Genomic DNA, 15,027 nt, shown 5'->3' on the forward strand with positions numbered 1-15,027 from the left:
AAGTTACACCGGCAGGGCGTTGCCCCAGCTGCCAAGAGCGAATAGGAGGGCTGCGAACACAAGCGCAATCCCGGCGTCGTGAATCTTCGAACGTACGCGCGGGATGGCTCCCGTTGGCAAGATCGCCCGGGCGGCAGCGTAGGCGATGAGCGAGCCGCCCAGAACGTAGGCAGCCGTTTTCACGTCGACGGCGAAAGCGAGTGCAACAATCACCGCCAGCCACAGCAGGCCCAGCGCGTAGACGCCCGCGGGCGGGAACTTGTTTGGACTGCGCGAATCTGAATCCATCGGGTCCCTGCTCATCAGTGCGCGAAATGCCTGGTGTGCGTAAGGTACATGGTCATGCCGGCTTCCTGTGCGAGGGCAATGACCTCGCCGTCGCGGATCGACCCACCTGGTTGTACGACGGCCCGCACTCCATAGTCAGCCAGCGCTTTCACCCCGTCTGGGAACGGGAAGAATGCGTCCGATGCGGCCACGCTTCCCCGTGCCCGCTCCGTATCAGTGAGCGTGTTCGCGCGCATAGCAGCAAGCAGGCAGGCATCCACGCGGCTCACCTGTCCCATTCCGATGCCGACCGTGGCTCCGCCGTCGGCAAGCAGAATCGCGTTCGACTTCACGGATCGTACGGCCCGCCAAGCAAACTCCAGATCGGCTCGCATGGCAGCATCAGCAGGCTCGCCGGCCACGAGATCCCACTCGTCTAAATTCGCGTATGCCATGTCGCGTTCCTGGATGAGCGCGCCGCCGCTGATCGGCACGATTCCGTATCGTTCATAGTTCGGTCCGGTCTGAACGATCCGCAGATTCTTCTTCGTGCGGAGGATCGCGAGCGCGTCGTCGGCAAAACTCGGTGCGACCACTACTTCGGTGAAGATGGGCGCGAGCTGCTCGGCAAGTTCTGCCGTGACAGTGCGGTTTGCAGCAACCACGCCACCGTAGGCCGACACGGGATCGCAGGCGTGGGCACGCTCGTGTGCCTCGCGCACGTTGGCGCCGATCGCTACTCCGCACGGGTTTGCGTGCTTGATGATGGCGACAGCGGGCTGCGGGTGGTCGAAAGCCGCGTCGATAGCCGCCTGCGTGTCCTGATAATTGTTAAAACTCATGGGCTTCCCGCCCAGCAGCTCGGCATGTGCCAGCCCCACTCCGGAGGCATCACGATACAGTGCTGCCGGCTGATGCGGGTTTTCGCCGTAGCGCAAGTCCCTGGCTTTCTGCCATGTGGCCGTGACTGTCTGCGGAAGCGCGCACTCGTCGTCGGCTGCTGGACCGTCTTCGGCGGCTTCACTATCGGCCACTGCTTCACTATCGGCCACAGCGCGGTCAGCGAACCAGCGCGCAATCTGCTCGTCGTAGCTGGCCGTCAACGCGAATGCGGCGGCGGCAAGTTCGGCACGGAGGCCATCACTGACCGTGCCGTCCGCAGAGGCTGCCAGTTCAGCTGCCACTTGCTCGTACTGGTCAGGATCGGTCACGACGGCGACATCACGATAATTCTTCGCCGCCCCGCGAATGAGCGCCGGCCCGCCGATGTCAATCTGTTCAATACACTCTGCGTGGCTTGCGCCGCTTTCCACCGCTTCTGCGAACGGATACAGGTTGACGACGACGATATCGATCGGCTCGATACCAAGTTCGGCCATCTGCTCTCCGTGCGCGTCACGCCGGGCAAGAATCCCGCCGTGAATATGCGGGTGCAGGGTTTTGACCCGCCCGTCGAAAGACTCCGGAAACCCAGTCACGGCTTCGACGGGCGTCACATCAAGCCCCGCGGATTCGAGCACGCCCGCTGTCGATCCAGTCGAGACGAGCTCGTAGCCCGCGCCGGTCAATGCCTGGGCGAACTCGGTGATACCTGTCTTGTCGGATACCGAAATTAGCGCACGCTTTGCCAACATAACCTCCAACGCTCAATGCGCCCAGTCTACGCCCTCACCACCGACACACCTGCGAGGCTAGTCCTCGGCAATCGCGTCCAGCACGTCCAGTTTGGCGGCCTTGCGGGCCGGCAAGAAGGCGGCTAGCGCGCCCACGATCACGGCAACAACGATCACCACACCGATCGCCTGCCACGGGATCACGTAGGTGGTGGCGACGTCGTCGGCCATAAACCGGGTGAGCCCAAGCCCAAGCGCAGTGCCGAACACAACGCCCACCAAGGTGCCGAGCAGCGTGATGATCACGGATTCTTGTAACACCATGCGCCGCACGCCCGAGCGCTGCATGCCAACGGCGCGGAGCAGTCCGATTTCGCGGGTGCGATCCACGACCGACAGCGTAAGCGTATTGACGACGCCGATCACGGCGATCACCACTGACAGCGCGAGCAGCGCATACAGCATGGTGAGCAGCATGGTGACCTGGCCTCCGGCAATATTCTTAATGTCTGCGCGATCATTAACGAGCCACACATACTGGTCTTTGACCAGGTCTTTAATCTCGTCTTTGATCGCGGCGATGTCCGCGCCGTCGTCAGTGAATACCGCCACTAGTGGTGTGTACGACTGCGCGGGCTGCAGTTCCTCCGCCAGCTGCGGCGGTAGAAGGATCTGTGGCTGGCCGAAGGTGAGCGTGCCGGTCTCGATGATGGCACCCACCGGCACGACGATCGTTCCGGCTGGCGAGGTCAAAGCGACGTCGTCGCCCACCCCCACGCCGATGCTCTCTGCCACGTTGTCGAAAATCGCGGCTTGCCCGGAATCGAGCACGCCCGGTGTGCCCTCGAGGAACCTCATGCCCAAGGAATCAATGGCCCGCGCCGACGAGGCGCCCGTCATCGCCGTCATCGTGTTCGGCTCGGCCGCTGTCACCGGGTTGGCGACAGCCCAGCCGTTCGTCATCGTGGCATCCACAGCAGCCACGCCGGCGATCTTCTCGACTTCCTTCGCGATCTCGGGAGCGTTGTGCACCTCCACCGGAGATAGCATCACGATGTCAGCGGAAATCTCCGTGTCAACGTTCTGGGTAATCGTCTCGTCCAGTGACGCAGCCACCGAGCTTCCCGCACATACCAGCGCGACGCCGATCGCGAGCGCCACCGACGTCGTCGCCGTTTTGCGCGGGCTGGCACTCAGCGAACGTGACGCCAGAACGCCGGTTGCCGGGGCGATCTTCTTGGCAGCCCAGCCAGCCGTGCCCGCAACCGGATGCACGAGTGCAGGCATGACGTCGATGACTCCGATAAACATGGCGGCCACACCCGGGCCGAACAGCGGCGACGCACCGTTCACCGCGCCAACCACCATCGCCACCGTGCCGGCCACAAGCAGGACGACCGAGATGATCGTCCGCCTAGCAAGCGGCTTCTCCTTTTGCCCGCTGCCCTCACGCATCGCTTCGATCGCTGGGGTGAGCGCGGCACGCCGCGATGGGACGATCGTTGCCAAGAATGTGACAACGGTACCCGCAATGATTGAGATGATGGCGGTCTTGCCGGTGACGAGGACCGACCCGCCGAGCGGCATACCGGCAGCTTCTAGCCCACCCTTAATCAAAAACAGTAGACCTTGGCCGACAACCACGCCGATGATCGATCCGATGAGGCCAATGAGCAACGCCTGCAGCATCACGGCTTGGAAAACCTGACGCGGTGAGGCGCCAATCGCACGCAAAAGCGCGAACTGCCGTTGGCGCTGGCGCACCGAAATCGTGAACGTGTTCGTGATGATGAACGTGGAAATCGTGATCGCAATGATCACAAACACGAGCAAGAACGTGTTGACCATGTCCAAGATTTCACTGACCGCGTCATCAGTTTCTGCGCGCGTTTCTTCAACAGTGTGCACGACGTAGTCGGCAGGAAGCTGGGCAGCGATCCGCTCTTTGACAGCCTGCCGTGTCTGCCCATCCTCGATCTTCACCGCGACCTCGGAAAACTCCTCGCCTATCCGGGCGATGAGATCGGCCTCGTCCATCAAGATGACGGACGCGCCTGCCATCGGAGTGCCATATTCGACGATGCCCACCACGTTAGCCGGCGACGGCTCGCCAATGACGACGTGCACCTCGTCGCCCACCTCGATACCCGCGCGGGTAGCGGCGGAGCGTTCGATGACGATCTCTCCCGACGCCGGGGCGCGACCTTCCACAAGAAGCGGGTCGTCCGTGTCCGACTGATACGAGTAACCGAGCCCGGGCGCACCATACATGTTCGCCTGCTGGCCGTCGTCGTCATACACGTAGGCCATCGTCTGACGTACCGGATACGCCACGCGCACGCCCTCAACGCCCGCAATCGTTTCAAGGTCGGCGGGCGTCATGTCGTCGTTGAGCGGTATCGGATCGGTAGCGATCTGCGGGCCGGAGACGTAGATGTCGTCGCGGTATGTTGACGACGTCAAGTCAGAAAACGACGCCGATAGCAGGTCGCGTAGCGAGAGCGTGCCACACAAAAATGCCACGCCGATCGTCACGGCGATAACGGACATGAGGAACCTGCCGAAATGTTCCTTCGCGTCACGAAGGGTCACTTTCCACACGTCTTATTCGCCTTCCTTCAGCGCGTCCAAGATCTGTTCCTTCGTGGGGTTCAGGATCTCGCCAGCGATTTGGCCATCGGCAAGGAAGATCACGCGATCAGCAATCGCGGCCGATTCGGGTTCGTGGGTGACCATGACGACCGTCTGCCCGTCCTCATCAACCGAACGACGCAAGAACTCAAGCACCTGTTGGGTGGCCGTCGAGTCCAGGTTTCCCGTAGGTTCGTCGGCGAGCACGACGGCGGGCTTACCCACCATTGCACGTGCACAGGCGACGCGCTGCTGCTGACCACCCGACAGTTCAGATGGCCGGTGAGTGAGCCGATCTTCGATCCCCAGCGAGCGCACGACGTGGTCGAACGCCGCTTGGTCTACTTTGCGCCCGGCGATCGTGGCGGGCAGTTCAATGTTTTCCCGCGCGTTGAGCGTGGGCACCAAGTTGAACGACTGGAAGATGAAACCCACCTCGTCGCGTCGAAGCGCGGTAAGCCCCTTTTCGTTCAAGTCAGTGACCCGCTTGCCCGCGAGATCCACCGTGCCCGAGGTGGCCTCCTCCAGGCCGACCACACAGTGCATGAGCGTCGATTTTCCTGAGCCGGATGGTCCCATGACAGCGGTGAGCTGACCTTTGGCGAAGTCGACATCAACCCCGCGTAGTGCACGCACCTGCGCCTGGCCCGTGCCGAACGTTTTCGTCAAGCCACGAACACTAATAATGGGGTCTGCTATGGGTGAGAGTTCAGTTATTGCCGCAGTTGAAAGCATGAATAGCTCCAAAGATGTAACCAATGTGTGTCTTTAAGGTTACACCTGTTATTTAAACGGAATGTGAACTATTGCCCGTCTTGGCGTGGTTCAGGTTCGACGTCGTCCGGTTCGGACTCGGCCTTCGTGTCCTGGCGCCGCTCACGTGCCTCCGTAAACTTAGTCCGGATGAAAGTGTGGGTCGTGCTGTGTGCGAAAAGTGTGGCAGCCATATACGGCAGGCCGATCACGGCCAGTGCGTATCCGAAGACCTCGGCGGCGACCGGGCCTACCTCGGCCATGTTCTGCGGGCCGATCGCTCCGCTGGCCATCAAACTCAACACGGCAAGAACGAGGCTGGTAGCAAGCGTTGCCACGGCTGTGTTCTTGAGAGTCACGCCAAGAGCGGCCTGTTCACGCCGCGTATTCACCACTGCGAGGGCCGCAAAAATCACGCATACGCCTGCCACGATCCACGGCGAGCCGTCAGATACTTGCGGTAGTGCCCCGAAAATTGGAATGGCTGGCAGTGGCGCCGATTCCACGCCAAGCGATGAAAACTCGGTTCCCGTGCCGACGGCGAAACCAGCACCGAGCAGCCACGCAAGCGCCCACACCGCCCCCACCGGAAGATAGGCGAGCTGTAACACCACGAGTCCTGCCCCGCCGAGCACGCCCGTCAGGTAGTAGCCGTGGATTTGAGTGATGCGCGACCAGCCCAGAGCAATAGCGACAACCAACACCAGGCACGCCAGTAGGGTCAGCACAACAAGGAGATAGCGCAGCCGCGGCTTGGCGGCGTCCCACCAGCTCACGTGTATAAGCTCGTGGCGTGCCGCACACAGCGCGCTGCCAAAGCCGAGCGCAAACGCTCCGAATATGGCCGGCCACCACGCCCCATTCGGTCGGATGAGCACGCCGAGGAGCGCAACCACGAGCGCCTGCGTGATCCCGGCGGTCACCACTTCCGACCACCGTGCCACTTCACGTTTGCGGAAGAGCATGTAACTGACATAGACCACGATGATCGTAAACGTGAGAGGCATCAACGATACTGGCACGCCGCCAATCGCAGTTTCACCACCGAAAGTGGTCATCCACCATCCCGTGCCCACGCGGGCCGCATCCGCCCAGGTGGTATCCCCCAGCATGGGCGCCGACGCCGTGAGCGTAAACGCGACCACCGCAAATGTGACCATCGCAAGCCACGTGAAAAAGGGCGCGGTAAGACCCGCGCGCACGACGGTCATTTCACGGGAAAGATCGATGGTTTTCACACTCCCATCGTTCCTGAAGCGCCCATGGTGGAATGTAAAGCGGTGGCGGCGTGTTGCTCACGCCGCCACCGCGATAGGCTCCAACCACGGCTCGCACCCATTGGCACGCTCGATGCCGCGCACGTTCAGGCGAGTTCGCCCTCAACGTTAGTTTCCGAGCAGGATCTCCCTAGCGAGGTTAGCGGTTTCGGTTGGTGTCTTACCCACCTTCACACCCACGGCTTCAAGGGCTTCCTTCTTGGCCGCCGCGGTTCCTGCCGAACCGGAGACGATTGCGCCCGCGTGGCCCATCGTTTTGCCTTCCGGCGCGGTGAAACCAGCAACGTAACCGACCACTGGCTTAGTCACGTGCTCCTTGATGTAGGCAGCCGCGCGTTCTTCGGCGTCGCCCCCAATCTCGCCAATCATGACGATCAGCTCGGTGTCCGGGTCCTCTTCGAAAGCCTTGAGCGCATCGATGTGTGTGGTGCCAATGATCGGATCTCCACCGATACCGATACACGTGGTGAACCCGATGTCTGACAGCTCGTACATCATCTGGTAGGTGAGCGTGCCGGACTTCGACACCAGCCCGATCCTGCCCGGACCGGTAATATCCGGCGGCGTGATGCCCACATTGGACTGGCCCGGCGTGATAATTCCTGGGCAGTTCGGGCCAATGAGCTGCACACCCTTTTCCTTTGCGTAGGTGAAGAACTCCGAGGCGTCCTTGACCGGAATGCCCTCGGTGATGATGACGACGAGCCGTAGCCCCGCGTCCACTGCCTCCACCACGGCTGCCTTCGCAAACGCTAGGGGCACGAAGATCACCGAAACTTCCGCACCCGTCGCTTCTTTCGCCTCGCGCACCGTGCCGTAGACGGGCACGTTCACCGTTTCGGCCTGGCGGTTTTCCTTGCCGTATCCGATCGGTTCGACGTCGAACGTCACCTGCTGGCCTGCCTTGCGCGGGTTCGTTCCCGCAACAATTTTTGTTCCCGCTCCGAGCATTCGCAGCGTGTGCTTTTGGCCTTCCGCCCCTGTTATTCCTTGGACGATTACTGAATCGTCTTTCGTCAGAAAAATAGCCATCTGTTATCCCCTTGCCAGCTCGGCGGCCTTCGCGGCAGCGCCATCCATCGTTTCTTCCAGCGTGACCAGCGGATGGTTCGCCTCTTCCAAAATTGCGCGCCCCTGTTCCACCCGGTTGCCATCAAGCCGTACAACAATTGGCTTCGCGGCCTTATCACCCAGGATTTCCAGCGCTTCCACAATGCCGTTCGCCACTTCGTCACACGCGGTAATACCACCGAAGACGTTGACAAACACGGATTTAACGTCCGCGTCGTTGAGCACGACGTCGAGCCCATTCGACATCACTGTGGCCGATGCTCCGCCACCAATATCGAGGAAGTTCGCCGGCCCCACGCCGTAGTCTTCGCCCGCGTAGGCGACGACGTCGAGGGTCGACATAACGAGGCCCGCACCGTTTCCGATGATGCCCACTGACCCGCCGTCGAGCTTGACATAGTTGAGACCGAGGCTCTTCGCCTTGGCTTCGAGCGGGTTTTCTGTTTCCTTATCGACGAGCTCGTCGTGTTCACCGTGCCGGAAACGCGAGTTGTCGTCTAACGTGAGTTTGCCGTCGAGTGCGATGATTTCACCGTCTGTGGTCAACACGAGCGGATTGACCTCCACAAGCGTGGCATCTTCAGACCCGTAAACCTGGCCCAGTTTGACGATGACGTCGCTCACCGCGTCTTTAATATCGTCTGGAAAGCCTGCCGCGGTAACAATCTCGTTTGCTTTCGCCGCGTCAATCCCCACGTTTGGATCGACGGCGATGCGTGCCAGCTTTTCGGGATGCTCCACGGCCAGCTGTTCGATGTCCATCCCGCCCTCTGTGGAGCACATCGCCAAGTAGCGCCGCTCGGAGCGGTCGAGGAGGATCGAAAAATAGTATTCCTCTGCAATATCGGCGCCCGCCGCAATGAGCACCCGATGCACGGTATGGCCCTTAATGTCCATACCGAGGATTTCGCCTGCCTTTTCACGTGCTTCTTCTGCGGTGCGTGCCAGCTTAACGCCGCCTGCCTTGCCGCGCCCGCCCGTTTTCACCTGTGCTTTGACGACCACGAGGTCGCCGTCTTTAAGCAGCTCTTGTGCTGCTTCGTATGCTTCATCTTCTGTGGTTGCGACCTTGCCAGGAAGCACAGGCACGCCGTGCTTTGCTAGTAGATCGCGCGCTTGGTACTCGTAGAGATCCACGAAGTGTCCTTTCGCTTGCCGAACAACCCGGATTATCTCGCCGTCGAGACATCTCCTTGAGCATACCTAAAAACGTCGGCTGTGACACACTTTTTGGGAAACTTCCAATCTTTACTTTTCGCTGACGATACGCGGGAAAACCCTAGCCCTCAGCCGGACTATCTCCACTGCTTTCTGCGCCCTGAGCCTGTTCCTTACCAGCTTTTTGTGCGGACAGCTCCGTGGTGAACTCGGCTATTGATTCTGCCATGAGGTTTCCGTAGTAGTTCGCGCCTTCTATCGACGTGTGCGTCTGGTCCACTTGCAGCAAATCGGGATTCTCCGATGCTGCCTTGTGCCAGTCCACGAGCCGCACATTCGGATACTCGCCAGCGATCTTGGCGAGCACGTCGTTCGAGTCGTCAATGAACGTCGACGGCGAGTACAGGTTAACGAGCAGGATGATGCGTTCTTGGCCGAGCTTTTGGATGACTCGGTAGACGTCGTCGGCATCTGGCACGCCTGCGTTAGTTCCGAAGTGGACGATGACCACTCGCCCAATCGAATCTTCGGCAAGCGCATTATTGACGACGTCGAGCGCATCGGCCCATTGCAAGTTTGATTTGGCGTGGAAGTTCATCCCGGGCATCGCCGCTTCTAGGCCGGTCTTCGATGCCACAACCATCGAATCGCCAATCGCCGTGACCTGCTCCCACGGCGGCATTGAGGTGTCCAGAGTCGGGGAAATTTCTTTTGGCGGGGGCAAGATCGCGTCGTCGTCTGCCGGTTGCGCTTGCTGCTCGGCCGCTTTCGCAGTTTCTGCTTCGTGCCGTTCGATCATCAACTGAGTCTGGCTCTTGGCAGGTGCAACAATGAGCCCGACGACGGTTGCCACTGCGAGCACAGCAACAATTCCGGCTGCGATCTTCCCTCCGGTCGTGTCGACGACGGCGTTCCGGTATGCTCGCAGGCTGGCGCGGATGCCGTTTTTGCGGACCGGCGTCTCGATAAACCGATATGACAGCTCGCAGATAATGCCTGTGATAACCAGAGCAATAAGCGAGCGTACCAGGTATTGGGCGGATCCTACCGCTGCCGGAAAGAGCACGCTTGCGATCACAAGTGCTGGCCAGTGCCATAGGTACAGGCCATAGGAGCGGGTGCCGAGCCAGTGGAAGATGCGCGCCTCACCAAGAGTTGCCATGCGAGAGCCAGGCGCGATCATGGCGGCGATGATGACCGCGGTTGCAAGCGAGGCGCAGAACATTCCCCCGCGGTAGGCGAACGCCCCGGTATCAGGCATGAGCGCCATGAACACAACGAGCAGCGCGAGCGCTGCCCAGCCGTACCACGAGCTGTATCGACGCCAGTGCACGTGCCCGAGCACGGTCGCTTTCCTGTCTGACCAGAGGAACGCTAGCCCGACCCCGATGAGGATTCCAAACGCGTGAGTGTGGGTGCCGTAGTACAGGTTCGTCTGGTTAGTGCCGTTGTAGAGCACGGCCATCAGCGTTGCGGAGATGAGGCTTAATGCGATGGCGATTCCCACGCGCACACGCCACCCGGGGATGAGCGCGAGCACAACGAGAATAATCAGCGGCCACACCAGATAGAACTGTTCTTCGATTGCCAGTGACCACAGGTTCTTGAACAGATTGGGCGTGGTTTGGTCGAAGTAGCTCGAGCCGTGAATGATTTCCAGCCAGTTCGTGGAAAATGTGAGCGCGCCGAGCACTTGGCGTGGTGTGCCAACCAGTAAGTCGCGGTGGGTGGCAAGCGCAGCCGGCACGACTGTAATGACCAGCGCCACGAGTGCGGGCAACAGCCTGCGGATGCGGCGTTGCCAAAAGCCTTTGAGGTCGATGTAGTTGTTCGCCCTGTCTTCACGCAGCAAAAGGGTGGTGATAAGGAAGCCGGAGATGACGAAGAAGACGTCCACACCCAAAAAGCCACCAGGGACGGCGCCTGGAAACACGTGATAGAGGATCACTGCTGCCACGGCGATTGCGCGCAGGCCATCAAGGCCGCGAATGTATCCGCCCGGATCGGACATCGCAGATCGTTTGCTACGCGCGGGCGTGGGCGTGCTTTCGGATTGCCGCGAGCGCCCCGGTGTTCTCAGACCGTACTTGTTCATACCTTCTCCAAAGGCGCGAAACGGAGCATGAGGCGTTTGGTCGGCCCTGAGTCGAAGGTGACCTTGGCGATTGTGGATCTGCCTTTGCCTTCAAAAGACACCACTTTGCCAGTGCCGAACGACTTGTGGCGTACCCGATCACCTACGGCCAAGCCGCCCGTTTCCGGTGCGTTCGATTCGGCTTTATCCTGCGCGGGTGTGCCTTGGCCAGCCGACCCACTAACCGATCCGGCGCTACTGGTGGCACCAAACTTGCTTGGCGTGAACGTGCGGGAGCCGGTAGCGCTTGCACTGCGACGCCCAAACGTGCGCCCTGTGCCCGTTCCGAAAGCCGGGGCGAAATCGTCGTCGTCATCCCAGCGTTGCTGACGCGACCTGCCCCACGACGCCGAACCACGCAGAGTCTGCATCGCTGATTCGGTGCGCCGCCAGTCGATCGTCTCTTCAGGAATCTCTTCCAAAAACCGGGAGGCCGGTAGCTCTTGCGGGGCGCCCCACTGGGACCGCGACCCGGCGCGGGAAATGTAGAGTCTTTCGCGCGCCCGCGTGAAGGCCACGTAGGCGAGCCGGCGCTCTTCGGCCAGCTCCTCGGGGGAATTCATCGCGCGAATGTGTGGGAACGTGCCGTCTTCCATGCCGGTCACGAACACCACCGGGAATTCCAAGCCTTTGGCGGTGTGCACTGTCATGAGAACCACTTCGCCTTCGCCGCCGTCTTCATCCGGGATTTGATCCGAATCGGCTACGAGCGAGACTTGATCGAGGAAATCGCCAAGCGTGCCCTCAGGGTTGACCACTCGGAAGTCGGAGGCCACAGAGTGAAATTCGGCCAGGTTGTCTACGCGCACTTCGTCTTGTGGGTCGCGTGATTCTTGGAGCACGGCAAGATAATTCGACCGGTCCATGACGGCGTCGAGAATATCGGCCGGAGCCGCCCCGGCCTCGGCCTGCGCGCGCAAGTCTTCGAGCATGAGGACGAATTCTCGCATCGTCTTCTCAGCACGCGCCTGCAAACCGAGCACTTCACTACGACCGGCTTCGGATGCGGCCTCGGGGTGGGCCACATCCGTCAGCGCTGCACCAAACGAGATGCCGTAGCGTGAGGCGTGCATGGCCACCGCCTCTTCCGCTTTCGCACCCAGCCCGCGGCGCGGCTCGTTGAAGATTCGCCTGATCGACACCGTGTCATCAGGATTGGCGATCGCCTGCAGGTACGCGATCGCGTCCTTGATCTCCTTGCGTTCGTAAAACTTCGTGCCGCCCACAACCTTGTACGGGATGCCCGAGCGCACAAACATTTCCTCCAAGGCTCGCGACTGCGCGTTCGTGCGATAGAACACCGCCACGTCGCCATACGTGTAGCCCTGGTCGCGAAGCGCATCGATCTCTTCGACGACGAAGCCAGCCTCGTCCGACTCGGCATCCGCCACGTACCCGACGATCTTTTCGCCGGCTCCCGAGTCCGTCCACAACCTCTTCGGCCGCCGCCCTGAATTATTGGCGATGACAGCGTTCGCCGCCGACAGGATGTTCTGGGTGGAGCGATAGTTTTGCTCCAGCAAAATCGCTGTGGCGTTCGGGAAGTCCTGCTCAAAATCCTCGATGTTGCGAATGGTTGCGCCCCGGAAGGCGTAGATGGACTGATCGGCGTCGCCCACCACGGTGAGCTCGCCGTGCGGGTCGTCCGTCTCCTCGCCCACGAGCTCGCGGATCAACTGGTACTGGGCAACATTCGTGTCCTGATATTCGTCCACCAACACATGGCGGAAACGACGCCGGTAATGTTCGGCAATCTCCGGATTGTTGCGCAGCAGCTGTACGGCCAGCATGATGAGGTCGTCAAAATCCACCGCGTTGGCAGCCCGCAGCCTGCTCTGGTAGTCGAGATACGCTTCGGCCAGCACGGTTTCGTCCCGATCCTGAGCGCGCCTGGCGAACTGTTCGGCGCTCACCATCTCGTTCTTCAGGTCCGAGACCTGGCGCAGCAGCTTCTTCGGCGGATACGCCTTCGAATCGATGCCCTCTTCCCGCACGACCATCGTCATCAGCCGAGTCGAATCAGCCGAATCGTAGATCGTGAACGTTGAGCGCATGCCGATGGCCTTGTGTTCGGCGCGCAGAATGCGCAGGCATGCCGAATGGAATGTGGATATCCACATCCGGCGAGCGGTTGGCCCGATCATCTGCTCGAGCCGCTCTTTCATCTCTTTAGCTGCCTTATTAGTGAACGTGATCGCGAGGATTTCGCTCGGGCGCACCCGCCCCGTCGAAATGAGATGGGAAATCCGCGTGGTGAGCACGCGGGTTTTGCCTGAACCTGCACCGGCGACGACGAGCAGGTGCCCGCCGTCGTGAACCACCGCTGCCCGCTGCTGCGGATTGAGCCCCTCGAGAAGAGCAGGATCACCCTGCCCGTGCGCCGCCACGCTCGGTTTAGCAGGTGATGCAACGCTTGGGCGCGCCGCTTGTGCCTCTTGGGCGGCCACAAGCTTGGCGCGTAGGCGGTCAGCTGGAGACATGTTGTGTTCAGACATAGCTCTCTCAGCCTAATTCAGGCCTCCGACAATTCTGGGAGGCGCCCCGCTTTGAACTGTGCCACCCGTAGCAGGCGTTGCCGTGCACGGATTCGGCGTCGCAATCCGGGCGCTACACGCTCCGGTGTATTACGCAGGAAAGTCGAGCTCGTCGGCCACCTGGCGCGACCAGTCCACCATTCGCTGAGCGTCTGCCGGCAACAGCCAACCGTCAGCCACCTGCTGGTCCACCGCCGCGGCGAAGCGAGTCAAGTAATCATCTTTACTCGCGTAAAGCTTGGCAAGTGTCGGCCCGTCGAAATATTCCATCGATCCATTCACGCCGAGCTCGAAGCCGATCTTGCTCAGCTTCGTCTCCTCGTTGGGGCGATAGGTGGCAATCGGCACGTCCACGTACGGGCTGCGCAAACCGCCCACGCCGTTGCCGTGCTCGTCGCTAAGCGGATCGCCGTCGTCGTCGCGCTCGATGAGCAGCGACGCCGGTGGCTCCACGCCGTTCACCGCCCACTCGTGAAGGTGCTCGAGAGCCGCGTTCACGTAGTAGGCCAGTTTGATCGAGTTGACCTCGAAGTCGTAGTCGCCATCGAGCAGCCGCGGCCTGTTGCCCGTCTTTTCCACTTCCCTGTTGTCCGGGATGAGCGGCGACGTCGGATCGGTGTGCGGCGCCGAAGCCATCTCGTAGTGGCGAATCTTGCTGCGATCCGCGCCAAGCTCACGGAGGATCTCCAGTTTGGAACGGAATAGATTGATGTCCCCGTGTGCCGACACAAGAATGAACGGCACCTCGCTGTCTGCGATGAGCTGGTCACGTATGCCAGCCAGCGTGATCAGGCGTTCGTTTTGCCGCAGGTCGCGCATCCGCCCCGCGCCCACGACCGTCAGGAAGCCGTCGTAAATATCGCGCACGTACCTGTGGAAGAAATACGCGTAGGTGTTGAGGTAGACGCCCGACTGCGACTGGCCAGTCAAGTACAGCTCGGTCACGTCGTAATCGGCAAGGAAGCTCGCCCGGTTGCCTTTCACCATGTAGCCCAGCTGGGAAAGAATATCCCACACCAGACCTTCTTCCATGCCCTTGATCGACTTGAGCGGGTTGACTTTCTTCGGAAGCGGCGCTGGTTTTTGGCCATCCCAGCGCAGGCTTGCGTAGCGCTCGGGATCGAACTTCTTGAGCGAGACGACGTTGATCGGCTTGGCCGTGACGCCAACATACACGTGTCCGCCTGCCATGTAGTACTCGTACGAGCGCCGCCACACGTCCTCGATGTCGTAGCCGTTCGATGCGTTATAGATGTCGATGTACACCCGCCCCGAAAACTTCTCCGCAGCAGGCTTGCGCACCATGATGCGCGTCGTATACGGCTGCTCGCGGTACTTGACGGCGAGCTCGCTTTGGCCCTCGTAGACGTTCGCGGTACCCGAGATGAAATACTCTTCCTCGGTGTAGCCCGCCGCCGCCAAGTCGAGCGGCTGCTTGGCGTGAGCCATCGAGCAAAACGGATGGCTCGTGGCGGTCACCGGTATTGGGCCGTCAACCTCCGGGACTTGACGTATTGATTCAAGCACAGTTTGTGACATCTCTACTTCCTAGGCAAACACGGGCAGGCTCTCGGCGAGAACCTCAAGAA

At 60.8% G+C, this 15,027-nt stretch carries 10 protein-coding genes; all 10 read right to left on the bottom strand.

The window, feature by feature from the left end:
* Nucleotides 1–3: 3 nt before the first annotated feature.
* On the bottom strand, nucleotides 4–288 hold the full coding sequence (locus EL234_RS02285; RefSeq protein ID WP_126415945.1) for a hypothetical protein: 285 nt from the start codon (nucleotides 286–288) through the stop codon (nucleotides 4–6).
* A 14-nt stretch (nucleotides 289–302) separates the two neighbouring features.
* Nucleotides 303–1,901 carry a bifunctional phosphoribosylaminoimidazolecarboxamide formyltransferase/IMP cyclohydrolase gene (gene purH, locus EL234_RS02290; RefSeq protein ID WP_126415946.1) on the bottom strand — a complete coding sequence of 533 codons (1,599 nt, stop codon included), beginning with the start codon at nucleotides 1,899–1,901 and terminating at the stop codon, nucleotides 303–305.
* 57 nt (nucleotides 1,902–1,958) lie between these two features.
* Entirely contained in the window at nucleotides 1,959–4,481 is a 2,523-nt protein-coding gene (locus EL234_RS02295) for an ABC transporter permease (protein WP_126415947.1), read from the bottom strand.
* 3 nt (nucleotides 4,482–4,484) lie between these two features.
* Nucleotides 4,485–5,180, bottom strand: coding sequence for an ABC transporter ATP-binding protein (locus EL234_RS02300; protein ID WP_241969064.1), 696 nt, complete (start codon nucleotides 5,178–5,180; stop codon nucleotides 4,485–4,487).
* Nucleotides 5,181–5,314: 134 nt separating this feature from the next.
* Complete coding sequence (locus EL234_RS02305) at nucleotides 5,315–6,502, bottom strand: cell division protein PerM (protein ID WP_126415949.1); 1,188 nt, start codon at nucleotides 6,500–6,502, stop codon at nucleotides 5,315–5,317.
* 147 nt (nucleotides 6,503–6,649) lie between these two features.
* Nucleotides 6,650–7,573, bottom strand: coding sequence for a succinate--CoA ligase subunit alpha (gene sucD / locus EL234_RS02310; protein WP_126415950.1), 924 nt, complete (start codon nucleotides 7,571–7,573; stop codon nucleotides 6,650–6,652).
* Nucleotides 7,574–7,576: 3 nt separating this feature from the next.
* Entirely contained in the window at nucleotides 7,577–8,749 is a 1,173-nt protein-coding gene (gene sucC, locus EL234_RS02315; RefSeq protein WP_126415951.1) for an ADP-forming succinate--CoA ligase subunit beta, read from the bottom strand.
* Nucleotides 8,750–8,891: 142 nt separating this feature from the next.
* Nucleotides 8,892–10,865, bottom strand: a complete 1,974-nt coding sequence (locus tag EL234_RS02320; protein ID WP_126415952.1) for an acyltransferase family protein — start codon at nucleotides 10,863–10,865, stop codon at nucleotides 8,892–8,894.
* A complete protein-coding gene (pcrA, locus tag EL234_RS02325; RefSeq protein WP_126415953.1) occupies nucleotides 10,862–13,399 on the bottom strand; it encodes a DNA helicase PcrA in 2,538 nt (845 codons plus the stop codon). Before pcrA ends, EL234_RS02320 begins: the two co-directional genes overlap by 4 nt.
* 129 nt (nucleotides 13,400–13,528) lie before the next feature.
* Complete coding sequence (locus EL234_RS02330) at nucleotides 13,529–14,977, bottom strand: alpha/beta hydrolase domain-containing protein (protein WP_126415954.1); 1,449 nt, start codon at nucleotides 14,975–14,977, stop codon at nucleotides 13,529–13,531.
* Nucleotides 14,978–15,027: the final 50 nt, after the last annotated feature.

Origin of the sequence: Trueperella bialowiezensis, from assembly GCF_900637955.1 — a bacterium.
Classification (GTDB): Bacteria; Actinomycetota; Actinomycetes; order Actinomycetales; family Actinomycetaceae; genus Trueperella; species Trueperella bialowiezensis.

Bases quoted from the DNA above. Each gene is read 5' to 3' on its own strand.
- EL234_RS02320 (WP_126415952.1), bottom strand. From the start codon at position 10,865: ATGAACAAGTACGGTCTGAGAACACCGGGGCGCTCGCGGCAATCCGAA.
- pcrA (WP_126415953.1), bottom strand. From the start codon at position 13,399: ATGTCTGAACACAACATGTCTCCAGCTGACCGCCTACGCGCCAAGCTT.
- purH (WP_126415946.1), bottom strand. From the start codon at position 1,901: ATGTTGGCAAAGCGTGCGCTAATTTCGGTATCCGACAAGACAGGTATC.
- EL234_RS02330 (WP_126415954.1), bottom strand. From the start codon at position 14,977: ATGTCACAAACTGTGCTTGAATCAATACGTCAAGTCCCGGAGGTTGAC.
- EL234_RS02285 (WP_126415945.1), bottom strand. From the start codon at position 288: ATGGATTCAGATTCGCGCAGTCCAAACAAGTTCCCGCCCGCGGGCGTC.
- sucD (WP_126415950.1), bottom strand. From the start codon at position 7,573: ATGGCTATTTTTCTGACGAAAGACGATTCAGTAATCGTCCAAGGAATA.